This window comes from Caldicellulosiruptor sp. DIB 104C, from assembly GCF_028198085.1.
Taxonomy (GTDB): domain Bacteria; phylum Bacillota; class Thermoanaerobacteria; order Caldicellulosiruptorales; family Caldicellulosiruptoraceae; genus Caldicellulosiruptor; species Caldicellulosiruptor saccharolyticus.
Genome location: NZ_CP116337.1, coordinates 338745 through 362904 on the forward strand (window position 1 = coordinate 338745; position 24160 = coordinate 362904).

Annotated in this window: 21 protein-coding genes; 20 read left to right on the top strand and 1 reads right to left on the bottom strand. The window is 37.4% G+C overall.

Annotated features, from left to right (window positions below):
* Nucleotides 1–92: 92 nt before the first annotated feature.
* From scfB to PGC14_RS01520, 6 genes are all read left to right on the top strand, one after another.
* Complete coding sequence (gene scfB, locus PGC14_RS01495) at nt 93–1451, top strand: thioether cross-link-forming SCIFF peptide maturase (protein ID WP_271629348.1); 1359 nt, start codon at nt 93–95, stop codon at nt 1449–1451.
* Nucleotides 1452–1964, top strand: a complete 513-nt coding sequence (locus tag PGC14_RS01500; protein WP_011916731.1) for a gamma carbonic anhydrase family protein — start codon at nt 1452–1454, stop codon at nt 1962–1964.
* Nucleotides 1965–2085: 121 nt separating this feature from the next.
* A complete protein-coding gene (gene secD, locus PGC14_RS01505; protein WP_271629349.1) occupies nt 2086–3333 on the top strand; it encodes a protein translocase subunit SecD in 1248 nt (415 codons plus the stop codon).
* On the top strand, nt 3333–4262 hold the full coding sequence (secF, locus tag PGC14_RS01510) for a protein translocase subunit SecF (RefSeq protein WP_271629350.1): 930 nt from the start codon (nt 3333–3335) through the stop codon (nt 4260–4262). The genes secD and secF overlap by 1 nt, the downstream gene beginning before the upstream one ends.
* Before the next feature lie 112 nt (nt 4263–4374).
* On the top strand, nt 4375–6042 hold the full coding sequence (locus PGC14_RS01515; RefSeq protein WP_271629351.1) for a ribonuclease J: 1668 nt from the start codon (nt 4375–4377) through the stop codon (nt 6040–6042).
* 60 nt (nt 6043–6102) lie between these two features.
* A complete protein-coding gene (locus PGC14_RS01520; protein WP_039763478.1) occupies nt 6103–6333 on the top strand; it encodes a YlmC/YmxH family sporulation protein in 231 nt (76 codons plus the stop codon).
* 57 nt (nt 6334–6390) lie between these two features.
* On the opposite strand, the gene PGC14_RS01525 is transcribed toward PGC14_RS01520, so the two are convergent.
* The gene (locus tag PGC14_RS01525) at nt 6391–7107 is read right to left on the bottom strand and encodes a carbon-nitrogen hydrolase family protein (RefSeq protein WP_271629352.1); all 717 of its coding nucleotides are present in this window, start codon (nt 7105–7107) and stop codon (nt 6391–6393) included.
* Nucleotides 7108–7325: 218 nt separating this feature from the next.
* On the opposite strand from PGC14_RS01525, the gene PGC14_RS01530 reads away from it, so the two are divergent.
* The 14 genes from PGC14_RS01530 (at nt 7326) to glnA (ending at nt 24117) form a co-directional block, all read left to right on the top strand.
* Nucleotides 7326–8585 carry a UDP-N-acetylglucosamine 1-carboxyvinyltransferase gene (locus tag PGC14_RS01530; protein WP_271629353.1) on the top strand — a complete coding sequence of 420 codons (1260 nt, stop codon included), beginning with the start codon at nt 7326–7328 and terminating at the stop codon, nt 8583–8585.
* 21 nt (nt 8586–8606) lie between these two features.
* Nucleotides 8607–9404, top strand: a complete 798-nt coding sequence (locus PGC14_RS01535) for an MBL fold metallo-hydrolase (RefSeq protein ID WP_271629354.1) — start codon at nt 8607–8609, stop codon at nt 9402–9404.
* Between the two features lie 42 nt (nt 9405–9446).
* Nucleotides 9447–9893 (top strand): ribose 5-phosphate isomerase B, encoded by a 447-nt coding sequence (gene rpiB, locus PGC14_RS01540; RefSeq protein WP_271629355.1) that lies wholly within the window; start codon nt 9447–9449, stop codon nt 9891–9893.
* Between the two features lie 38 nt (nt 9894–9931).
* Nucleotides 9932–10573, top strand: a complete 642-nt coding sequence (gene upp, locus PGC14_RS01545; RefSeq protein ID WP_127351299.1) for a uracil phosphoribosyltransferase — start codon at nt 9932–9934, stop codon at nt 10571–10573.
* 24 nt (nt 10574–10597) lie between these two features.
* Nucleotides 10598–11053 (top strand): deoxycytidylate deaminase, encoded by a 456-nt coding sequence (locus tag PGC14_RS01550; protein WP_011916741.1) that lies wholly within the window; start codon nt 10598–10600, stop codon nt 11051–11053.
* A 6-nt stretch (nt 11054–11059) separates the two neighbouring features.
* Nucleotides 11060–12451, top strand: coding sequence for a bifunctional UDP-N-acetylglucosamine diphosphorylase/glucosamine-1-phosphate N-acetyltransferase GlmU (gene glmU / locus PGC14_RS01555; RefSeq protein WP_271629356.1), 1392 nt, complete (start codon nt 11060–11062; stop codon nt 12449–12451).
* A 117-nt stretch (nt 12452–12568) separates the two neighbouring features.
* Nucleotides 12569–13546 (top strand): ribose-phosphate diphosphokinase, encoded by a 978-nt coding sequence (locus tag PGC14_RS01560; protein ID WP_127351301.1) that lies wholly within the window; start codon nt 12569–12571, stop codon nt 13544–13546.
* 103 nt (nt 13547–13649) lie between these two features.
* Entirely contained in the window at nt 13650–14219 is a 570-nt protein-coding gene (pth, locus tag PGC14_RS01565; RefSeq protein ID WP_039766004.1) for an aminoacyl-tRNA hydrolase, read from the top strand.
* A gap of 2 nt (nt 14220–14221) precedes the next feature.
* Nucleotides 14222–17653 (top strand): transcription-repair coupling factor, encoded by a 3432-nt coding sequence (gene mfd, locus PGC14_RS01570; protein WP_271629357.1) that lies wholly within the window; start codon nt 14222–14224, stop codon nt 17651–17653.
* 84 nt (nt 17654–17737) lie between these two features.
* Nucleotides 17738–18745: a peptidylprolyl isomerase gene (locus PGC14_RS01575; RefSeq protein WP_039766000.1), complete on the top strand. Its 1008-nt coding sequence runs from the start codon at nt 17738–17740 to the stop codon at nt 18743–18745.
* A gap of 38 nt (nt 18746–18783) precedes the next feature.
* The gene (gene tilS / locus PGC14_RS01580; protein WP_271629358.1) at nt 18784–20151 is read left to right on the top strand and encodes a tRNA lysidine(34) synthetase TilS; all 1368 of its coding nucleotides are present in this window, start codon (nt 18784–18786) and stop codon (nt 20149–20151) included.
* 5 nt (nt 20152–20156) lie between these two features.
* The gene (gene hpt, locus PGC14_RS01585; RefSeq protein WP_127351305.1) at nt 20157–20690 is read left to right on the top strand and encodes a hypoxanthine phosphoribosyltransferase; all 534 of its coding nucleotides are present in this window, start codon (nt 20157–20159) and stop codon (nt 20688–20690) included.
* 50 nt (nt 20691–20740) lie between these two features.
* Nucleotides 20741–22588, top strand: a complete 1848-nt coding sequence (gene ftsH / locus PGC14_RS01590) for an ATP-dependent zinc metalloprotease FtsH (protein WP_271629359.1) — start codon at nt 20741–20743, stop codon at nt 22586–22588.
* A 191-nt stretch (nt 22589–22779) separates the two neighbouring features.
* Nucleotides 22780–24117: a type I glutamate--ammonia ligase gene (gene glnA, locus PGC14_RS01595; RefSeq protein WP_039765990.1), complete on the top strand. Its 1338-nt coding sequence runs from the start codon at nt 22780–22782 to the stop codon at nt 24115–24117.
* Nucleotides 24118–24160: the final 43 nt, after the last annotated feature.

Genomic DNA, 24160 nt, shown 5'->3' on the forward strand with positions numbered 1-24160 from the left:
TGGAAAATAAAGGAATATGGGCTGTCAATTGAAGATTTGAGGCAGCCCGGTCTTGCTATTTAATCTTTTATGGGAGGAAAAATCTTTTCAAGATGATTCACGCTTTTAAAAAATTTGGCCTAAACATTGTTTTAGATGTTGCCTCTGGTTCAATCTTTACTGTGGACGATGTTGCATTTGAAGTGATAAAGTACTTTGACAAAAACAATACATTTGAGGGAGTATATGATAGTTTAGGTTTTGACAGGCATGAGATTGAAGAAGCAGTAAATGAAGTAGAGAAGTTAATTGAAGAAGGGGTTTTATTCACTGAAGATGAGTATAAGGATTTGAATCTCATTGAAAAAAGAAATCCTGTTATAAAAGCTCTTTGTCTTCACGTTTCGCACGACTGTGATTTAAGATGTAGGTACTGTTTTGCTTCGACCGGGAGTTTCAAACAGGAAAGAAAGCTTATGAGCTTTGATGTTGGGAAAAAGGCAATTGACTTTTTGCTCAAAAACTCTGGTTCAAGGAAGAATTTAGAGGTTGACTTTTTTGGCGGCGAGCCTCTTTTGAATTTTGAGACCATCAAAAAGATTGTTGAGTATGCAAGAGAAGAGAAGAAGTATGATAAGCATATATCCTTTACGCTGACAACAAATGCAACCGCTCTTAATGATGAGATTATTGAATACTTGAATGAAAATATGGAAAATGTTGTATTGAGCCATGACGGAAGGCCCGAGGTAAACGACTTTATGAGAATTGACAGGCATGGTAGCGGAACTTATGATGTAATTACACAAAAGATTTTGAAGTTTATACAAAAACGAAATGGGAAAACTTATTATGTAAGAGGGACATTTACTTCCAAAAACCTTGACTTTTCAAAAGATGTTTTGCACCTTTATAGTCTTGGCATAAAAGAGATTTCTGTTGAACCTGTTGTTTTAGACGTAAAAAGTCCATGGGCTATTTTGCCACAGCATGTTGAGAGAATAAAAGAAGAGTATGATATCTTGGCGCAAGAGTATGTAAGTGCGAAACTAAAAGGGGAAGGATTTAACTTCTTCCATTTCAATATAGACCTTGCTGGTGGGCCGTGTGTATCAAAACGCCTAAGCGGCTGTGGTGCTGGGTTTGAATATGTTGCAGTTGATCCTGACGGCAATATCTTTCCTTGCCATCAATTTGTTGACAAGCCACAGTTTAAACTTGGAACAGTTTTTGATGGGATTACACGGGCTGATTTAGTTGAAGAGTTTAAGAAAAACAATGTATATGAAAAAGAGGAGTGCTCAAACTGCTGGGCAAGGTTTTACTGTAGTGGAGGGTGTGCTGCTGCAAATTACAACATGTGCGGTGATGTCAAAAAATCGTATACCGTCTCTTGTGAACTTGAAAGAAAGAGGGTGGAGGTTGCAATAGCTGCAAAACTATACCTTATGGAAAAGGGGATTGAAGGTTAAATGATTATTACTTATAAAGGTAAAACACCAAAGATTGCACAAAGTTGCTACATTGCACCAAACGCAACCATAATAGGCGATGTCGAGATTGGAGAAAATTCAAGTGTATGGTTCGGCTGTGTTATTAGATGTGAGGAAAACAGAATTGTAATTGGCAAGAATACAAATATCCAAGATTTGACCACAATCCACACTGATCATTGCTGCTCTGTCATAATTGGTGATGATGTAACAATTGGTCACAATGTAGTGCTGCATGGTTGCGATATAGGAAATAATGTACTTGTTGGTATGGGCTCTATAATAATGAATGGAAGCAAAATAGGTAACAATGTCTTAATTGGTGCAGGGAGCCTTATTACTCAAAATACAATTATTCCACCAAATACACTTGTATTTGGGAGACCTGCAAAGGTTATAAGAGAGCTGACGCAAGAGGAAATAGAACGAATAAGGATTTCTGCAAAAGAGTACATTGAACTTAGCAATGATTATAAAAATATTTGTAAATAGTAAGCTTAGTTTGTTGACTTTAGACTAATTTAAGGATTATAATACTAAAAGGACTGTAATGTTAAAAATGAAACTGAGTTTGTAAGCTTTCACAACAAGTAGAAAGAAAGGAGAAAGGGTTATGCAAAATAGGAGCTTGGCACAGTTTTTGATAGCAAGCCTCATAATCGCCTTTGCATTTTACATAGTCTTTTTTGGTCTGAATATCGGAACGGCAAGCATACCATCAGTGAAAGATGTCATAAGATATGGGCTTGATTTAAAAGGTGGGGTATATATTGTTTATGAGGCAGCAAAAGAAAATCCAACAAAAAGAGAGATGGAATCAGCTGTCCAGCTAATTCGTACAAGGCTTGATATGAGAAACTTTTATGATGCAACCGCAACTTTGCAGGGTTCAAAGAGAATCAGGGTAGAAATTCCAGGTGTCAAAGATCCTGACGAGGCTATTCAATATATAGGGAGAACAGCATTGATTGAATTCAAAGGTCCTCAGGGTGATTTGATTGTCTCAGGTAGAGATGTGGTTGATGCATACGCTCAGCAGACAGCAGCAGGCTATGTAGTTGCTCTTAAATTTAACAAAGAAGGAACTAAGAAATTTGCAGAGGGGACAAGAAAGTACCTAGGGCAGAATATTGGAATTTATTTAGATGGTAAATTAATATCAAATCCAACAGTTGAAGAGGAGATTACAAATGGCGAAGCCATAATTAGGGGTATGAAAGATTTAGAAGAAGCAAAGACATTGGCCCAGCAAATCAAAGCAGGTGCACTGCCATTTGCTTTAAATGTTGTAGAAAGCAGGGCGATAGGACCATCTTTGGGTAATGAAGCCTTGAGGACAACATTAAAAGCAGGTATTATAGGACTTCTTTTGGTATTCTTATTTATGATAATCTTTTACAGGCTGCCAGGGTTGATTGCAGATATTGCATTAGTTGCATATGTTGTTATACTTGTTGCAATAGTAGGGTACGCAAAAATAACACTTACCCTCCCTGGTATTGCGGGTATAATTCTTTCTGCCGGCATGGCAGTGGATGCTAACATCTTGATATTTGCAAGAATGAAGGAAGAGCTCCGAGCTGGAAAAACACTAAAAGCTGCAATGGATGCGGGGTTTAGACGTGCACTAAATGCTGTCATAGACTCAAATATAACAACAATCATAGCAGGACTTGTGCTTTTATTCCTTGGTACAGGTCCAATCAAGGGTTTTGCCTGGACACTTACAATAGGTATTGTTGTTTCATTCTTTACTGCAATTACTGTCACAAGGTTCTTGCTTGTATCTATCATAAACACAGGGTTTTTCAAGGATATGAGATGGTATGGCGGTAAGAAAACCAGGGAGGTGCGCGCTTGATGACAAACATTGATTTTATGGGTAAGAGAAAGTTTTTCTACGTTCTGTCAATATTAGTGATGGTAATAGGTCTTGTTTCATATATAATTCAAGGGTTCAACTACGACATAGATTTTACAGGCGGTACAGTTTTAGAGATAAACCTTCATAAAGTTCCAAGCGCTGCTGAGATTGCTGATTTGGAAAAGTTGACAAAGCAGATTACAGGAACGCAGACACCTATTGTCAGAAAGGTTGAAGATGGAAAAAAGATTATGATAAATGCACATGAGGTGCATGGTAAAAAGAGAACAGAGCTTTCGAAAGAGACACGTGACAAGCTTTTTGATGCTATAGCTAAAAAGTACAATCTCAAAAAAGAAGATTTGGTTTCATACCAAAATGTTGGTGCTGTTGTATCGTCTGAGTTAGAATCTCAGGCTATCTGGGCTGTTGTGATAGCTTCAATCCTGATGCTAATCTACATTGCAATAAGGTTTGAGTTTAAATTTGGTACAACAGCGGTTGCAGCACTTTTGCATGATATTTTGATAATGTTAACTGTATACACTTTATTTAGAATTCCTCTTAACTCAACCTTTATTGCAGCAATATTGACTGTTGTTGGTTATTCAATAAACGACACCATTGTCGTGTTTGACAGGATAAGAGAAAATAGAAGAATTCAAGGAAAAATGGATTTAAAAGACCTTGTAAATCTTAGCATGAACCAGACAATAGGAAGGTCACTTTCAACTGCTGCAACTGTTATAATTGTATTGTTTGTGCTGTACCTGATGGGTGTTCAATCAATAAAAGAGTTTGCTCTGCCACTGTTGATAGGTGTTACATCTGGTATCTATTCCTCAATATTTATAGCAACTGCGCTTTGGTTCGACTGGGAAAGGAGTACAAGAAAGAAACTTCAGACAAAACCAAAGAGAGCTTAATATTTTGTATATAGCTTTATTTGTTAAGTTTTAAAAAGCTCTTGCGAAAGTCTCTTTCGTAAGGGCTTTTTTAAAATGTCTTTATTTATTTTTATTTTTTGGAGGAATTTTTATGAGAAAAAGAACAGAGCATAGAATCAGAATTATTCCGCTTGGAGGCTTGAACGAAATTGGCAAGAACATGACAGTGGTTGAGGTAGACGATGAAATTGTTGTAATTGACTGTGGTCTTGCGTTTCCAGAAGATGAAATGCTTGGCATTGACCTCGTTATACCTGATGTGTCGTATTTAGTGAAAAATAAGGAAAAGGTAAGAGCACTGATACTGACACACGGACACGAAGACCACATAGGAGCAATTCCATATGTTTTAAGAGATTTAAACATCCCTATTTATGGAACAAAACTTACCCTTGGTCTTGTTGAAATAAAGCTTATGGAGTTTGGGATAGACCTAAACTCTGTCAAGCTCTTTACTGTCAAAGCTGGCGATGTGATTAGTTTTAACAATATGCGAGTGGAGTTTATCCGAACAACACACTCCATTGCAGACTCTGTTGCAATTGCTATTCACACACCGCTCGGTAGCATCGTCCACACAGGCGATTTTAAAGTGGACTTTACACCAATTGAGGGTGAGCCAATAGATTTGATTAGGTTTGCAGAGCTGGGTAAGCAAGGTGTTTTAGCACTTTTGTGCGACTCAACAAATGCTGAACGCCCTGGTTTTACTCTTTCTGAAAAGACTGTTGGCGCTACCTTTGATAGGATATTTTCTCAAGCTCAAGGAAGAGTCATAGTTGCAACATTTTCATCACATATTCACAGAGTCCAGCAAGTGATAAACTCTGCTGAAAAACAAGGTAGAAAGATTTGTGTCTTGGGGAGAAGTATGGTAAATGTTGTTAATAAGGCGCTTGAGCTTGGATATTTGAAGATGCCTGATGGGATGCTGGTTGATGTTGATGAGCTTGAAAACTATCCGCCCAATAAGATAGTGCTTATTACAACAGGTAGCCAAGGCGAGCCAATGTCGGCTCTTTCGCGTATGGCTTCTGCTGAACACAAAAAAGTGGGAATTATACCAGGCGATGTTGTGATAATATCAGCTGCGCCAATCCCTGGCAATGAGAAGTTTGTCAACAGGGTAATAAACGATCTTTTCAAACAGGGTGCACAGGTGATTTATGAAGACATCGATGATATTCACGTGTCGGGTCATGCATGCCAGGAAGAGATAAAGCTTATACACAATTTAACACGGCCAAAATATAGTGTGCCTGTGCATGGGGAGTTCAAGCACTTGATCCACCATGCTAAACTTGCAATGGAACTTGGAGAAAAAAATGTTTTTGTTTTAGAAAATGGTAAGGTACTTGAGATAACAAAAGATTCTGCAAAGGTTGTTGGTATGGTCCAGGCAGGAAATGTGCTTGTTGACGGGCTTGGTGTTGGTGATGTTGGGAATGTGGTGTTGCGTGACAGGCGTCATCTTGCTCAAGATGGACTTTTCATTGTGGTTCTCACAATTGATTCATCAACAAGAGATGTAATTGCTGGGCCAGAGATAATCTCAAGGGGGTTTATCTATATAAAAGAGTCTGAGCCACTAATTGAAGAGGCAAAAAAAGTGATAAAGGATGTTTTGTACTTCTGTAGCAAAAACGATATCACAGAACCAAATGCTATAAAGGTTATATTAAAAGATAATCTAAAGAATTTCTTGTTTGAAAAGACACGCAGAAATCCTATGATAATTCCTATAATAACCGAGATTTAACTATAGAAGTTGTTTTTGCATATAATGATAAAAGATACGGTTTTAAAAAAAGTGATAGAAATGTTCAAGTCGTCTGATTTGAGAGAGAAAGATGTGATAAATATATCAGACGGTAAAAAACTTGGAAAGGTTTGTGATTTAGAGGTGAATGTTAAAACAGGCAAAGTTGATGCTATTGTTGTCCCTGCGCCTTTTTCTGTAGGAAGTATCTTTTCAAAAGAAAAAGACTATGTAATTCCATGGGATAGGATAAAAAAGATTGGTGAAGATGTGATTCTGGTTGAGATATAAAAAGGGCTGTCTTGGGCAAAAAGTGACAGCCCTGTTATTTTTATAAGTTAAATTACCTCAAATCTCTACTGTCAAAAGATACTCACCGGCTTCATCTGCTTCGCATACCACACAGCCATCACCATCTACAATTAAGCTGTGTCCAAGACTTATCATATTTAAATGAGGTCCTACTGCATTTGCTAAAAATACAAAGTACCCATTTTCTACAGCTCTTGTTATAGGGATAGCTTTATTTTTGTCAATCTTCCACCTTGCCTCTTTTGGACTGTAAAAATGTGCAGCTAAAATGAACACACCACTGCAGCCAGCTTCTTTATATTTTTTGAATATTTCATAGAAGTTTTGGTCTCTGCAGATTGCAATGCCAAATCTTTTCTGCTTGAATTCAAATACAAGAGTCTCTTCGCCTTGCGAGAATATCTTCTTTTCAAGCTCAGTTGGATGAATCTTATCATATTTCAAGCTTTCACCTGTTGGGAAGATTACTGTTGCTCTGTTAAATAGCTTGTCTTCATGTTTAAAAGGGTGGCCTATTATGCTGCAGATTGAATATTCTGTGCACTTTTTTGATACTTCTTCTAAAGAAGTTAACACTATTCTATTCAAATCTTGAGATTGTAAAAGTTCAATGTTATAACCTGTCAGCGCCATCTCAGGAAAACACACTAAATCCACTTGTTCGCTTTTTGCTTTGTCCAAAAAATAGAGTATTTTATAGAAGTTTCTTTCCAACGAATTACAAATTTTCATCTGAACAACCCCAATTTTCAAATCCTATCATCCCCTCAATATTTTTTTTAAAGACCAGCCACCAATTTCTATTTTGACTTTATGATATCATTTTTTCAATAGAAAAGTCTATTGTCCATTTTAGACAATTGCCAACTTGCTCAAAAAAGAATATTCTTCTTTTCATATTTCGCTACAATAGATATAATATAAAAGAATGGGAATAGTGAAAAGCCTTTTTAGAGAGAGGGTGCAAGAACTTGAAACCAAATCATGAAAAACTAATCATAGAAGGAGGATATCCCCTTTTTGGAGAGGTTCCAATAAATGGTGCAAAAAATGCTGCAGTTGCTGTGATTCCTGCTGCCCTGATGGCGGAGGGAGAGAGTATAATTGAAAATCTCCCGCTGATTGAAGATGTATTTGCAATGGATGATATACTTTTGCGACTTGGAGCAAAAATTGAATATGACAATCATTCATTGAAGATAGATGCAAGCAATTTACAAAGTTATATAGCCCCTTATGAAAGTGTTCGTAAAATAAGAGCTTCGTACTACTTGATTGGAGCGCTTCTTACCCGTTTTGGCAAGGCAGAGGTTGCAATGCCGGGCGGGTGCAATTTTGGTGCCCGTCCAATTGATCAGCATATAAAAGGTTTTAGAGCGCTTGGTGCTGATGTTAAAATTGAAAATGGTATGATAAAGGCATATGCAGAAGAACTTGTTGGAACTAAAATCTATTTAGATGTTGTGTCTGTTGGTGCCACAATTAATCTCATGCTTGCAGCTGTGAAGGCAAAGGGTACAACAATAATAGAAAATGCGGCAAAAGAGCCTCATGTTGTTGATGTTGCCAATTTCCTAAATGCCATGGGTGCAAAGATTAAAGGAGCAGGAACTGACGTCATTAGAATTGAAGGTGTGAAAGAGCTGCACCCTACAAGATACGCGATCATTCCCGATCAGATAGAAGCTGGTACATATATGATAGCTGCATGTGCAACAAAGGGACACATTAGAGTAAAAAACATAATCCCAAAACATTTAGAATCCCTGACTGCAAAGCTGCTTGAGATGGGTGCTGAGGTAAATGTATATGAAGACAGTATTGAAGTGAGGTGCAAAGAAAGACTGAGAGCTTCAAGTATAAAGACAATGCCATACCCTGGGTTTCCCACTGATCTTCAACCCCAGATGACAGTGCTTTTGAGCCTTTGCAGTGGAACAAGTGTTGTTACAGAAGGTGTGTGGGAAAACAGGTATCAGTATGTAGATGAGCTAAAAAAGATGGGGGCAAATATCAAAGTTGAAGGAAGAGTGGCGATTGTTGAAGGTGTTGAGAGTTTGCAGGGTGCAGAGGTTTCAGCAGTTGACCTTCGAGCTGGTGCTGCTTTGATTGTTGCGGGGCTTGCTGCAAAAGGAAGAACAGTGATATACAATACAAAAAATGTTGACAGGGGGTATGAGAATATAGATTATAAACTCAAACTTTTAGGGGCAAGAGTCTCAAGAGTTTAAAGCAAAAGGGGAAGGAGCATAATGTCTTATGAAATAGTCTTTTGTCCACTTTATAGTGGCAGCAGTGGCAATGTAATCTTAATTTCATACAAAGATACCACAATCTTGGTGGATGCGGGTGTGAGTTTTAGAAAGCTTACATGCGCTTTGAATAAAATTGGCTTTAACAAAAAAATTGATGCCATTTTACTATCCCACGACCATTCTGACCATGTTAAATGTGCAGGAGTGTATTTTAGAAAACTGAATGTACCAATTATAACAAACTACAAAACCTGGGAAGCTATAAAAAATTCCATTGGCAAGGTTGACGAAAGAAATGTACATTTGATTGAGACAGGTACAAGTTTTTCAATTGGGAACATTGGCATTGACACATTTTCAATTCCCCACGATGCAAAAGACCCGATGGGCTTTTGCTTCTATCTTGGTAGAAAAAAGATTTCAATATCAACCGATTTGGGGCACGTAAATGAGAATGTTGCTCAAAAGATTGATTTTTCTGATATTATCCTGCTTGAGGCAAACCACGATATTGAGATGCTATTGACTGGTCCTTACCCTTATTATTTAAAGCAGAGGATAAAAAGCGATATTGGGCATTTGTCAAATGAGCAGGCAGCACAGATGATTTTAAAACTAAATCTTGAGAGGACAAAGAGGATTTACTTGGGGCATCTGAGTGAGGAGAATAACCACCCTGATGTTGCTCTGATGACTGTAAAATCCATCTTAAAAGAAAAGGGTGTGTTTGAAAGCTTTGATTTTAGCTTAAATGTAGCACAAAGATATCAACCATCTTTGTGCTCTGTATTATAAAAAATGTACCAATAAAGTCTTTAAATAGGAGGAGAGATGAAGTTGAAATTAGCAATTGGGGCTGACCATGCAGGTTTTAGATTAAAAGAGGCTGTAAAGAAGCATCTTGACAAAAGAGGAATTGAGTACAAAGATTTTGGCACATATTCAGAAGAGTCTTGTGACTATCCAGACATTGCGAGGGATGTGGCAGTTGCAGTTAAAAAGGGCGAGTTTGACTTTGGGATTTTAATCTGTGGCACAGGCATTGGTATTTCTATTGCTGCAAATAAAATAAAAGGCATCAGAGCTGCCCTTTGTCATGATACATTTTCAGCAAAGGCAGCCCGTGCTCATAACAATGCAAACATCCTTGCAATGGGTGCAAGGGTTATTGGAGAAGGACTTGCATGTGAAATTGTTGATAGATTTTTGTCAGCCCAATTTGAAGGTGGAAGGCACCAAAGAAGAGTTGACAAGATCCATGAAATTGAAAATGGTCAGGATTAAATAATAGTTTCCAAAATTAACAGAAAGGAGAAAGGTTTATGGTTGAGTACAAAAAGAATGTATATGTGTTTGACCATCCATTGATTCAGCACAAACTTACATTGATTCGTGACAAGAATACAGGTAGCAAAGAGTTCAGAGAGCTTGTGGAAGAAATAGCAATGCTAATGGCATATGAAGTGACAAGGAATCTGCCACTAAAAGAAGTCGAGATTGAAACACCTGTTGGAGTTGCTAAATGCAAGGTGATCTCAGGCAGAAAGCTTGCAATTGTCCCAATTTTGAGAGCTGGGCTTGGCATGGTTGACGGGCTTTTGAAACTCATTCCTGCAGCGAAGGTTGGGCATATTGGTCTTTACAGAGATCCACAGACCCTAAAACCTGTCGAGTATTATTGCAAGCTTCCTCAAGATGTGCATGAAAGAGACATAATTGTGCTTGATCCAATGCTTGCAACAGGCGGGTCTGCTTCTGCTGCGTTTGACTACATCAAAAGGTACAACCCACAGAGCCTAAAACTTATGTGCCTGATTGCAGCACCGGAGGGGATTGAAAGATTGACATCTGCCCATCCGGATGTTGAACTGTACTGTGCAGCAGTTGATGAGAAGCTAAACGACCATGGATACATTGTACCCGGACTTGGAGATGCAGGGGATAGGCTCTTTGGTACAAAGTAAAAAACAGAAGTTGGAGGAAATACAATGAGACCTACCTGGGATGAGTACTTTATGCAGATTGTTGATATTGTAAAGGAAAGGTCAACGTGTTTGAGGCGAAAAGTTGGAGCACTAATTGTTAAGGACAAGAGGATTTTAGCAACAGGCTACAACGGTGCACCAAGTAACCTGCCTCACTGTGAAGAGGTAGGTTGCTTGAGAGAAAAGCTGAACGTCCCGTCAGGGCAGAGGCACGAGCTCTGTCGAGGACTTCATGCTGAGCAAAATGCGATAATCCAGGCTGCTAAAATGGGCGTAAATATCGACGGCAGCGTTATTTACACAACAACCTATCCATGTGTGATTTGTGCTAAAATGATAGTGAATGCTGGTATCAAAAAGGTGATTTACAAAGGCTCATATCCAGATGAGATGAGCCAAAAGATATTTGAAGAAGCTGGTATAGAAGTTGTAAAATTTGAGGAAAATGAAAAAAGGTGATGGAAAATGAGCAAGAAAAGTACGTTTATAATTTTAGCTGCTGGCGAAGGAAAGAGAATGAAATCTAAATATTCCAAGGTTGTCCAAAAGATTATGGGAAAGCCTATGATACTTTATATAATAGACGAGATTGAGAAAAACTTTGAAGACGGTAGGATTGTAGTTGTTGTAGGAAACAAAAAAGAGGATGTCTACAAAGTTTTAGAAGGAAGGAATGTAAGATTTGCATACCAAGAAAAACAGCTTGGCACAGCACATGCTGTTATGTGTGCAATGAGCGAAATTTCAGATGATTCAGAGGATGTTTTTGTACTGTACGGTGATGTACCTTTTATAAAGGCTGATACTTTAAAAAAGCTTTCTCAAAAGAGAAAAGAGGAAGCTGCAGCACTTTGTCTTCTGACAGCTATTTTTGAAAATCCATACGGTTATGGTAGGATAATTGCAGATGAAAATGGCAATGTAATAAAGATTGTTGAGGAGAGGGACGCAACTGAAGAACAAAGAAAAATAAAAGAGATAAACCCTGGCTTTTATTGCTTTGAGAAACAAGAGCTTGTAAATGTTTTGAGCAAGATTGACAATAAAAATAGCCAGAATGAGTATTATCTAACAGATGCCATTGAGATACTAAACAGAAGTGGCAAAAAGGTTGTAAAAGTAACTGTAGAAGACAATTTTGAGGTTATGGGAATTAACTCAAGGTATGAGCTTTTTGTTGCTGAGCAGGAGTTAAAACTCAGGATAAATAAAGAACATCTCTCAAGAGGCGTGCAGATAATAGACATATATAATACCTATATTCATCCAGATGTTCAAATTGGAAAGGATACAGTAATTTATCCGGGTACGTTTATCCTTGGCAAAACTTCAATTGGGGAGGACTGTGTAATTGGTCCACAGTCTTACATTGTAGACTCAAAAATAGGAAATAACTGTCATATCCAGTTTTCTGTGATAAAAAATTCTGAAATAAGGGATAATGTCAAGATAGGACCATATGCGCACCTGAGACCAAACAGTTTCTTGGAAGAAGGAGTAAAGATTGGCAACTTTGTTGAGGTAAAAAATTCTAAACTTGGCAAGAACACAAAGTCAGCCCATCTTACATACATTGGGGATGCTGATATTGGCGAGAATGTGAATTTAGGCTGCGGAACAATATTTGTAAACTATGATGGATATAAAAAACACAGAACAGTTGTGGAGAACAATGCCTTTATAGGTTGCAATTCTAATCTCATTGCGCCAGTTAAAATTGGAGAAAATGCCTACATTGCAGCAGGTTCTACAATAACAGAGGACGTGCCAGCAAATGCGCTTGCAATTGCGAGAGAGAGGCAGACAAACAAAGAGGGTTGGGTACTGAGACGAAAACAGATGTATGAAAGCAGGTAGTTTTTTAAAGATGAAAAAAATTTAAAAATATTTTAAAGATGGATTATTTTTTTGTGTTATAATATAGATTGCGCATAAAAGATGTTTAAATTAACTTTTGTGCTGGGGGTAAAAAAAGTGATAACACATGGCAAAGAGATAAAGATATTTGCTGGAAATTCTAACAGAGAGTTAGCAGAAGAAATAGCCAAAAAGCTCAACAAAAAACTTGGCGATGCAGAAATAGGCAGGTTTTCAGACGGTGAGATTTCAGTTAAGATTAATGAAACTGTGCGTGGGGCGGATGTGTTTGTTGTTCAGTCAACATGCCACCCTGTCAATGAGAATCTCATGGAACTTTTAATTATGATTGACGCTTTTAAAAGAGCCTCAGCCGGAAGAATAACAGCTGTAATTCCTTACTATGGATATGCAAGACAAGATAGAAAAGCCCGAGCTCGTGACCCAATTACTGCAAAGCTTGTTGCAAACTTGATTACCTCTGCTGGTGCTGACAGGGTACTCACAATGGACCTTCATGCGCCACAGATTCAAGGATTTTTTGACATCCCTCTTGACCATTTGATTGGTGTTCCGATATTGGCAAAATACTTCCTTGAAAATGTCAATCTTGAGAATGCAGTTGTTGTATCACCCGATTTGGGAAGTGTTACAAGAGCTCGCAACTTTGCAACAAAGCTTGATTTGCCGCTTGCTATCGTGGACAAAAGACGCCCCAAGGCAAATGTCGCTGAGATAATGAACATTATTGGTGATGTGAAGGACAAGACTGCCATAATGGTTGATGATATGATAGACACAGCAGGGACAATTGTTGCAGCAGCACAGGCTCTCATGGACTATGGCGCAAAAGAGATTTATGCTTGCTGTACACACCCGGTTTTGTCTGGTCCTGCTGTTGAGAGAATCCAAAACTCGCCAATTAAAGAGCTGATTGTGTTGAACACTATTCCTCTGCCACCTGAAAAGAGAATAGACAAAATTAAAGTGCTCTCTGTTGCTGACCTGTTTGCTGAGGCAATTAACCGAATATATGAAGATGTTGCAATTTCGACTTTGTTTGATGAATACATCAGCACAAAACCAAATAGATAACTTATATAGAAAGATTTTTTGTAATAAAATGAATGTAAAGGCTGTCTTTTGCTCAAAATTTGAAAGGCAGCCTAATTTTTATAAAAAAGGAGTGAATTTGAGTTTGGATTACATCATTGCTGGGCTTGGGAATCCTGGAGAGAGATATACTTTTACACGCCACAACGCAGGTTTTTTGGCAATTGATTATTTAGCACAGGCCTTCAACACAAAAGTGGACAGAATAAAGTTCAAAGGACTTATTGGAAGTTTTGAGTATGCTGACAAGAAAGTACTTCTTTTAAAACCCATGACATACATGAACTCAAGTGGTGATAGTATTGTAGAGGCAGTAAACTTCTACAAAATAAAGCCTGAAAAGCTAATTGTCATCTACGATGACATTGCATTTGATGTTGGAGTTGTTAAGATGAGAAAAAAAGGCTCAGATGGTGGGCACAACGGTGTAAAGTCTATCATCCAGCGCCTTGGCACAGAAGAGTTTCCAAGGATTAGAATTGGCATTGGAGTGCCAAAGGAGGATATGGTAAAATATGTACTGTCAGAATTTGAAGATTTTGAGAAACAAAAGATCTTCAAAGCTATTGAAAAGGCAGCACAAGGTATTAAGATTTTACTCGAAAGTGGCATTGACAGAGCTATGAACTATATAAATGGAGATGTGGTGGTGTAGATTTGCTTAAAATTTTTGAAAAACTTGATGAATTTTTGAAAGTTGAGGAAGCAATTTTAAAAAAGCGCCTTCCCATACTTGTCACAAACCTTGGCGAAATGGGGAAGGCCCTCTTGGTCCATGCAATATGTCAAAAATTTAACAAAAAGGTTCTCTTTATAACGCATCAAAAAAGCAAAAGTGAGTGGGAAAAGAGGTTTAAAAATCTTTTTGACAAGGTAATAGTTTTACAAGAGAGAGAAAATCCTCTTATAAACTCATTTGCAAAGAGCAAGGACTCTGAGATCCAAAGGGCGGAGGAGTTTGTCAGAATTTTTGAAGAAGGATTTGATGTGCTTATTTTAAGCCCTCAAAATTTGCTTGAAAAGTATTCTGATTTTAAGTTTGAGTCTCTCATCCTTGAAGAGAACAAGGAGTTAGGCTTTGAGGAATTTTTAACCACACTTACAAGGTATGGTTATGAAAGAGTTAAGGTTGTTGAGAAAAAAGGTCAATTTTCTCAAAAAGGTGGAATAGTAGATATATACCCTATTTTCAGCAAATACCCTGTTAGAATAGAATTCTTTGGTGATACAATTGACACTATAAGGTATTTTGATGTTGAGACTCAAAAGTCGTTTGAAAGGGTCTCTAATGTAAAGATTTATAAAGCTTGTGAGTGGGATTTAAGTATTGACTTTTCGGATGGTATTAAAAAGATAGTAGCAGATTTTAAAAAACTTCAAAACAAACTCAAAGGTGACGCAAGAAAAAACTTAGAAGAAAGTTTCAAAGATGTAATAGATGGAGCTGAACTCAAAATTGATAGACTATATCCCTATTATTACCAAAATTTTAGGTCCATTTTTGATATTTTCGGCGATTGCTTTGTTATAATTGACGAGTATACTCAGGTTTACGGCAGCTTGAAAACTTTTGAAGAGCAGACTGAAGATCTTTACAAAGACCTTTTAGAAAAAGGATATGTTCTGCCAAAAATGGCAGGGTGCTATTTCAAAGTCTATGACATATTGGAAAAACTTTCCTCTTCAATTATCCTTCAAACGTTTGCGCAAAGCATAAAAGAGATTCAAGTAAAAGATATCTTTTCTTTTAATAATCTCCGGGAGATTCCTTCATACAATGGTCAAAAAGAACTTTTAATAGAGGATATAAAGTATTACCAGTCAAAGGGTTATTTGATAAATGTCTTTGCTGGAAGTGAGACTTCACTCGAGGATTTAAAATCAGAACTTGAAAAGAGTAGAATAGAGTTTAACAAGGCAGATGAAGTTTTAACAGATAGACAGGGAGTTTATCTTCTTCCACGGTCGGTTGAAAAAGGGATTGAAATACAAAACTTAAAATGGGTTTGCCTTAGCTTTTTCAATGTTGAAAAGAAAAAAGGAAAAGATGTAAAAAAAAGGCCAAAATCAAAAAAAGAAACGTTTTATACAATTGAAGACTTAAAATACGGAAGCTATGTTGTTCATAGGACATATGGTATAGGAAAATTTTTGGGATTTGAGAAGATCACTGTTGAGGGTGTGACAAAAGAATATTTGAAACTTGAATACGCTAATAACTCTTACTTGTATGTGCCAACCACTAACTTGGATGTAATTGAGAAATATATAGGTACTGATGATTCAGAACCCAAACTCTCAAAGCTTGGAACTTTAGAGTGGCAAAAACAAAAACAAAAAGTCAGAAAGTCACTTGAGGTTGTGGCAAAAGACATAGTTGAGCTGTATGCAAAAAGGCAGCTCAAAAAAGGTTTTAAGTTCTCGCCTGACACCATCTGGCAAAAGGAGTTTGAAGAAAAGTTTCCGTACACCGAAACAGAAGGCCAGCTTCAGGCAATCGAGGAGATTAAAAAAGATATGGAAAGCGAAAAGCCAATGGACAGGATTCTTTGTGGTGATGTTGGGTATGGCAAGACAGAAGTTGCTATGCGCGCAGCATTTAAAGCTGTGATGGACTCAAAGCAGGTAGCGGTGCTTGTTCCAACTACAATCTTGGCTCAGCAGCACTATATGACATTTGTACAACGAATGAAAGATTTTCCAATAACAATTGAAGTGCTTTCGCGTTTAAAAAGTGAGAGCCAGCAAAAGAAGATATTAAAAGCTTTAAAAGACGGTACAATTGATATAATTATTGGAACTCATAGACTTTTATCAAATGATGTAAAGTTCAAAGACTTAGGGCTTTTGATTATTGACGAGGAGCACAAATTTGGAGTTGAACACAAGGAAAAGATAAAAAAATTAAAAGAAAATGTGGACGTTTTGACTCTTACAGCAACACCGATTCCAAGGACACTTAACATGGCACTTTTGGGTATAAGAGATTTGAGTATTATTGAAGACCCACCAGAAGACAGGTTTCCTGTGCAGACTTTTGTCATGGAGTACAATGAAAAGGTGATAAAAGAAGCAATCTTAAAAGAGGTTTCAAGGGGGGGTCAAGTATTTTACCTTTACAACAGGGTAAAAGATATAGAAGAAGTGGTAAATAGGCTTCAAGCACTTTTAGGGGAAGATATCAAGATTGCCTATGCGCATGGTCAGATGGATGAAAGACAGTTAGAAGAGGTGCTTATTGACTTTATAAACGGCAAATATGACGTACTTGTCTGCACAACAATAATTGAATCAGGTGTTGATATGCCAAATGTTAATACACTCATTGTGGAGGATGCAGACAGACTTGGTCTTGCCCAGCTTTACCAGCTTCGTGGAAGGGTTGGGCGATCAAATAAGCTTGCGTATGCATATTTCACATTCAGAAAAGACAAAGTGCTTTCTGAGGAGGCTGCAAAAAGGCTTTCTGCTATAAAGGAGTTTACAGAGCTGGGCTCAGGTTTTAAGATTGCAATGAGAGACCTTGAAATAAGAGGTGCAGGCTCGATTGTGGGGAAGCTCCAACATGGGCACATTAATGCTGTTGGTTATGACATGTATATAAGACTTTTGTCAGAAGAGATTAGAAGGCTCAAAGGCGAAGATATCCAGCCGGAGATTGAGCCGCAGATAGATATAAAGGTAAATGCTTATATTAGTAGTGAATATATCGATGATGACAAGGAAAGAATTAACATGTACAAGAAGATTTCTTCTATTGATACAAAAGAAGATGTTCAAGAAATCTATGATGAGCTTATTGACCGATTTGGAGATATTCCAAAAGAGGTTGACAATCTCATAAAAATTGCTTATATTAAGTTCCTCTGCAAAAGATTAGGAATTCTCTCTATTTCACAAAACGATAGTGAAAAGGTTAAGTTGCAATTTGGGGCACAAGAAAACGTTACTTTGATCAAGACCTTGCTTTGTGAAAAAGGTATTTTGTACAGCGAAGGTAAAGATGGCACATTGATATTTTCTTTGTCGAAAGATTCTTTGGACTTTTTAGTAAATCTTTTGGAAGATTTAGCTGAAAAAGTTTGCTGAGGAACAGGTGCTTTAAAATAATCCTTCATTGTTTTATAATATTGTTATTATCAAAAAATACTTTAGACAAAGGAGAAGAGATAGATGACCAAAAAAACAAAGATTGCGATTTTTGCATCTGTGGCTGTTGTGCTACTGATAATCCTCATTGCCGTAACTCCAGAGATAGTAAAGTACATTGATGAGAACAGAGCTGTTGCCATTGTAAATGGTGAGAAGATTACTAAAAAGGAATTTTCTATCAACTACAAGTCTCAAATTGATTACTATGGACTTGACAAAGCTTTTTTGGCACAGAAGGTTGGTAGCAAGACTTATGAGGAGCAGATAAAGGAGAATGTACTCGATGGTCTTATTGTAAGACAGATAGAACTTCAGCAAGCTAAAAAGAGAAATATCACATTAACTGCTCAGGAGAAAAAGGCAATAGAAGACCAAATTAACCAGTATAAAAATGACTCACAAAACGGACTGCAGTTTAAACAATATCTTCAAACCATTGGCGCAACAGAGGATGAGTACAAAGACCAGATTATAAAATCACAGATTGTCTCAAAGCTTTTTGATGAGCTAACAAAAAATCAAACAGCCTCTATGTCTGAGATAGAAAGCTACTATAATTCACATAAGTCTGATTATATCCAGGTAAAGGCAAGTCATATTCTATTTAAAGTTTCAGACTCAAAAGAGGAAGCTACAAAGAAGAAAAAAGCAGAAGAAGTTTTGCAGATGATTAAAAATGGGCAGAACTTTGAAAAACTTGCTAAAAAGTATTCTGAGGATGAGAATACAAAACAAAAAGGAGGAGACCTTGGGTATTTTAGAAAAGGTGAGATGGTAAAAGAATTTGAGGATGTAGCATTTTCTCTTGGCATTGGCGAGATAAGTGGAATTGTCAAGACAAGCTATGGGTTTCACATTATAAAGGTGACAGATAGAAAACAGCTTGCTTTGAACGATGTAAAGGACGAGATAAAATCAACAATAGAAACTCAGAAAAAACAACAATATTTCCAAAGCTTGCTTGAAAAGTGGAAAAAAGAGGCAAAGATAAAGAAGTTTGAAAATGTCCTAAAGAGCGTTTCTATATAAAAATCTTTTTAGAGGTTTGTGTTTGAGGTGCTTTGAAAGTGGACTTTTTAGAAAAGGTAAGATGGACAATTGAAAAACATAATATGCTCAAAAAAGGCGACAAGGTTTTAATTGGCTGTTCTGGTGGAATTGATTCAATGGTGCTTTTGGATTGTATATACAGATTAAAGGATGAGTATGAACTTGATATTACTGTTGCGCACCTTAACCATATGCTAAGACAAGAGGCAATAGAGGATGAACTATTTGTAATTGATACTTGTAAGAGGTATAATATTAAATGTATAACAAGGTCAATTGATGTTAGAAAGATCAAAGAAGAACGAAAACTTTCGGAAGAAGAAGCAGGAAGACTTGCAAGGTACAATTTTTTTTATGAACTTGTAAATAGTTTAGGACTCAGCAAGATTTTATTAGGACATAATAAAAATGATGTTGTTGAAACCTTCTTTTTGAATCTATTCAGAGGAAGCGGACTTGATGGTCTTGCATCAATCCCGCCTGTGCGCGATATTGTTGCAAGACCACTTATATATATGTCAAGAGAAGAGATTGAAGAGTATGCGAAAGAAAATGGCATAAAGTATGTCATAGATAAGACAAACTTTTCATCAAAGTATAAGCGAAATATCGTAAGAAACGAGATTTTACCAGTCGTGAAAGAAAAATTTGGAGACGGAGTAATTGATACTATTTTCAGGACAATAAATATAATAAGAGATGAAAATATCCAGATAAATGAACTTGTTGAAGACGCTTTTAATGAGTGTGTCAGGAAAGAAGATTTTTACTATGTCCTTGACATAAAACACGTAATCACCTTACAACCTTTTTTACAGAGAAGACTTGTAAAAAGGACTCTCAAAGAGTTTGACATGCCAATTTCAGTTGAGATAGTTGAAGACGTATTAAAGCTCTTTTCACTTCCTTCTGGTAAAAAGAAGGTATTTGATGATTTGATTGTTGAGAAGCAAAATGAAGCTATTGTATTTTACAAAAAGGCAGAGGAGAAAACCTTTTGCTTTGAAATTCCATTAAAAGAGGAGTATGATATAAGATATAGAAATTTTGAATTCAAATTTAAAGTTACAAATGAAAAGGAAAAAGAAGATAGCATTTATATTGATGCTGAGCAAATAGTTGATGGGAAACTATTTTTCAGAACAAGAAGAGATGGTGATTTTATACAGCTAAAAGTGGGTAAGAAAAAACTAAAAGAATGGTTTATTGATAAAAAGATTCCGAAGCGTTGGCGAGATAATATTCCACTTATTACCAAAGACAGTGAAGTAATTGTCATATTTGATATATATTCAAATGCAGTAACAATAAATCAAAAATATAAAGTAAAACCACAAACAAGGCAATTTTTAAAGATAAAATTCACAAAACTGGAAGGAGTTTGATGGTAGTGAAAGACATAACAATGAAAGTAAAAGAGATTTTGATAACAGAAGAGCAGATTCGTCAAAAAGTAAAAGAGCTTGGTCAGAAAATATCTGAGGACTATAAAGACAGTGATGATTTCTTGATGGTGTGCATATTAAAAGGCGGAGTTGTGTTCATGGCAGATTTGCTGAGGCAAATAACAATTCCTGTTAAGATAGAATTCATGGCTGTTTCCAGCTATGGTAATTCAACCTCTTCGTCAGGTATAGTCAGAATACTCAAAGACCTTGACACGAGCATTGAAGGAAAGGACGTTTTACTTGTTGAGGACATTGTTGACACAGGCCTTACTCTAAAATACATCACGGAATACTTAAAAGGGAGAAGACCGCGAAGTCTCAGGATTTGTACCATGCTTGACAAACCAAGTAGAAGAAAGGTTGATGTAGAGATACATTATAAAGGGTTTGAGATACCAGACAAGTTTGTTATAGGGTATGGTCTGGATTATGCAGGTCTTTATAGGAATCTACCTTATATTGGTGTTTTAGAGTGAGAAAACCTTAAAGTTTAACTTTATAAATTGAAAGGAGTGCCTATCTACAATTGAGGAACTTATTCAAAACAGCAACAATTTACATTTTAATTGCTTTGGTAATTTTATTGCTGGTTGACATTTTAAGTGGTGGGCTTAGTTACAACCAGCTTTGGAATATGAGTGAAAAGAGAAACGTCATTTACTCAGAGTTAATAAATGACATCAATGATGGAAAAGTCTCACGGATAATACTTAGCTATAACAATGTCTCTGGACAGTATAAGGATGGAACAAAGTTTGACAATGTATTTGTGCCGTCACCTGACAAGTTTTTAGACCAGATACAGCCAGCAATTGAATCAAAGAAAGTAGAGATTGTGACAAAAGAACCTCCTCAGGTTCCATGGTGGCTATCAACGTTTTTACCAATGTTGATTTTTGCAGGACTTATGATTTTTGTATGGATCTTCATGCTCCAGCAGACTCAAGGCGGCGGCAGTAAAATAATGTCTTTTACAAAATCAAGAGCAAAGACCATTCAGGACTTAAAAAAGAAAGTGACATTTGCTGATGTTGCAGGTGCTGATGAAGAAAAGGAAGAGTTAAAAGAGGTTATAGATTTTCTCAAAAATCCGAGGAAGTATATAGAGCTTGGTGCAAGGATTCCAAAGGGTATTTTACTTGTCGGACCACCTGGCACAGGTAAGACGCTTTTAGCAAAGGCTGTTGCGGGTGAGGCAGGTGTTCCGTTTTTCAGCATATCTGGTTCTGACTTTGTTGAGATGTTTGTTGGTGTTGGTGCTGCAAGGGTAAGAGACTTATTTGACCAGGCAAAGAGAAATGCACCTTGTGTTGTATTTATAGATGAGATAGACGCAGTTGGTCGTCACAGAGGAGCAGGGCTTGGCGGAGGCCATGACGAAAGAGAGCAAACTTTAAACCAGCTTCTTGTTGAGATGGATGGTTTTGGAACAAATGAGGGAATAATTGTCATGGCAGCAACAAACAGACCCGACATCTTAGACCCTGCGCTTTTGCGACCTGGTAGATTTGACAGGCAGATTGTTGTAAACATTCCAGATGCAAAGGCAAGAGAAGAGATTTTAAAGGTCCACGCGAGAAACAAACCACTCGGGTCTGATGTTGACCTTTCTCAAATAGCAAAGATAACAGCAGGGTTTACAGGTGCAGACCTTGAGAACCTTTTAAATGAAGCTGCGCTTTTGGCTGCGCGAAAGAGCAAAAAACAAATCAACATGGAAGAAGTCCAAGAGGCTGTTGCAAAGGTTTTGATGGGTCCTGAAAAGAGAAGCAGAGTGTACACAGAAAAAGAAAAGAAACTTACAGCATACCATGAAGCAGGTCATGCGATTGTAAGAACCATGATTCCTGATGCAGAACCTGTTCATGAAGTTTCAATTATACCACGAGGATATGCTGGTGGGTACACAATGTATCTGCCAAAAGAGGATAAGTTTTATGCATCAAAGTCTGATATGATGAGGGAGATTATTACTCTTCTTGGTGGAAGGGTAGCAGAAAAACTTGTTTTGGAGGATGTATCAACTGGAGCATCATCAGACATAAAGCGTGCAACCAAGATTGCAAGGGATATGGTTACAAAGTATGGCATGTCTGATAAACTTGGTCCTATGACATTTGGGACAGAGCAGGAAGAGGTATTTTTAGGCAGAGACCTTGCACTTGCAAGAAATTACTCTGAGGAGGTTGCAGCTGAGATAGACAGAGAAATCAAGAGCATAATTGAAGAGGCTTATAAAAAAGCTGAAGAGATCCTCAAACAAAACATTGACAAACTACACAAGGTGGCGAATGCACTTTTAGAGAAGGAAAAACTAACAGGCGAAGAGTTCAGAAAGCTTGTATTCGAAGATGCACAGCCACAGCCTGCGTAATGTATAAGGTTTAAAGATATTTTGAGGTGGATAGAGTGAGTATGAAATTTAAAAATAGATATTGCAATTTTATACTGAATGTAATATAATAATGAACGTGAGGACAAAGGCGTTCTCAAGTGGAGTGGGATGCCTTTGTCCTTTTTTGTTTATAGAATCAAAAAAATCTAATAAATGGAGGGGAAGGTCGGATGAAGAACTACACCAAGGAAGACATTATTCGCATCTGCAAAGAGCAGGATGTTAAATTTATCAGACTCCAGTTTGTAGACATTTTCGGTATTTTAAAGAACGTTGCTGTTCCAGTTGAGCAGCTGGAAGCTGTACTGAACAATGAGGTTATGTTTGACGGCTCATCAATTGAAGGGTTTGTAAGAATTCAAGAATCAGACATGTATTTAAGACCAGACCTAAATACATTTACAATCTTTCCATGGAGACCAACACCAAACAAGGTCGCAAGACTTATTTGTGATGTATATCTACCAGATGGTACACCATTCCCTGGCTGTCCACGTGGTGTTTTGAAGAAGATGCTCAAAAAAGCAGAGGAAATGGGCTTTAAATTCTATGTTGGTCCAGAGATTGAGTTCTTCTTGTTCTTGACAGACGAAAATGGCAATCCAACTTTGCAGACACATGACAAAGGCGGATACTTTGATTTGGCCCCGGTTGATTTAGGCGAGGATGCAAGAAGAGATATGGTTTTGACATTAGAGGAAATGGGATTTGAGATAGAGGCATCTCACCATGAGGTTGCACCTGGCCAGCACGAGATTGACTTCAAATATGATGACGCACTCTACACAGCTGACAACGTTGTTACATTTAAACTTGTTGTAAAGACAATTGCACAAAGACATGGGCTTCATGCAACATTCATGCCAAAGCCAATATTTGGTATTAACGGTTCTGGTATGCACACAAATATGTCTCTTGCAAGGGTTTCTGATGGCAAGAATGCGTTCTTGGACCCAAATGACAAGCTTCAACTTTCAAAAGAAGCATACTATTTCATTGGTGGTCTTATGAAACACGCAAGAGAGTTTGCACTTGTTACAAATCCGCTTGTAAATTCATACAAGAGACTTGTGCCAGGTTATGAAGCTCCTGTTTACATTGCATGGTCACCAAGAAACAGAAGCCCACTTATAAGAGTTCCAGCAAAGAGAGGTCAAGCAACAAGAGTTGAGCTGAGATGTCCAGATCCATCAGCAAATCCATACCTTGCATTTGCAGCAGTTTTAGCAGCAGGGCTTGATGGAATAAAGAATAAGATTGAGCCACCAGAGCCAATTGAAGAGAACATCTTTATTATGACCGATGAAGAAAGGGCAAAGCGTGGCATTGGTAGCCTGCCAGGAAGCCTTGAGGAGGCAATTAAAGAGTTTGAGAATAGCCAGCTCATGAGAGAAACTTTGGGTGGCCATATATTTGAAAAATACTTGGAAGCAAAGAAACTTGAATGGGACGACTACAGAACAAAGGTACATCAATGGGAGATTGATGCATATCTTACAAAGTACTAATTACACACAAAAACGGGTGGAAACTGGAAGCAAGGTTGCCACC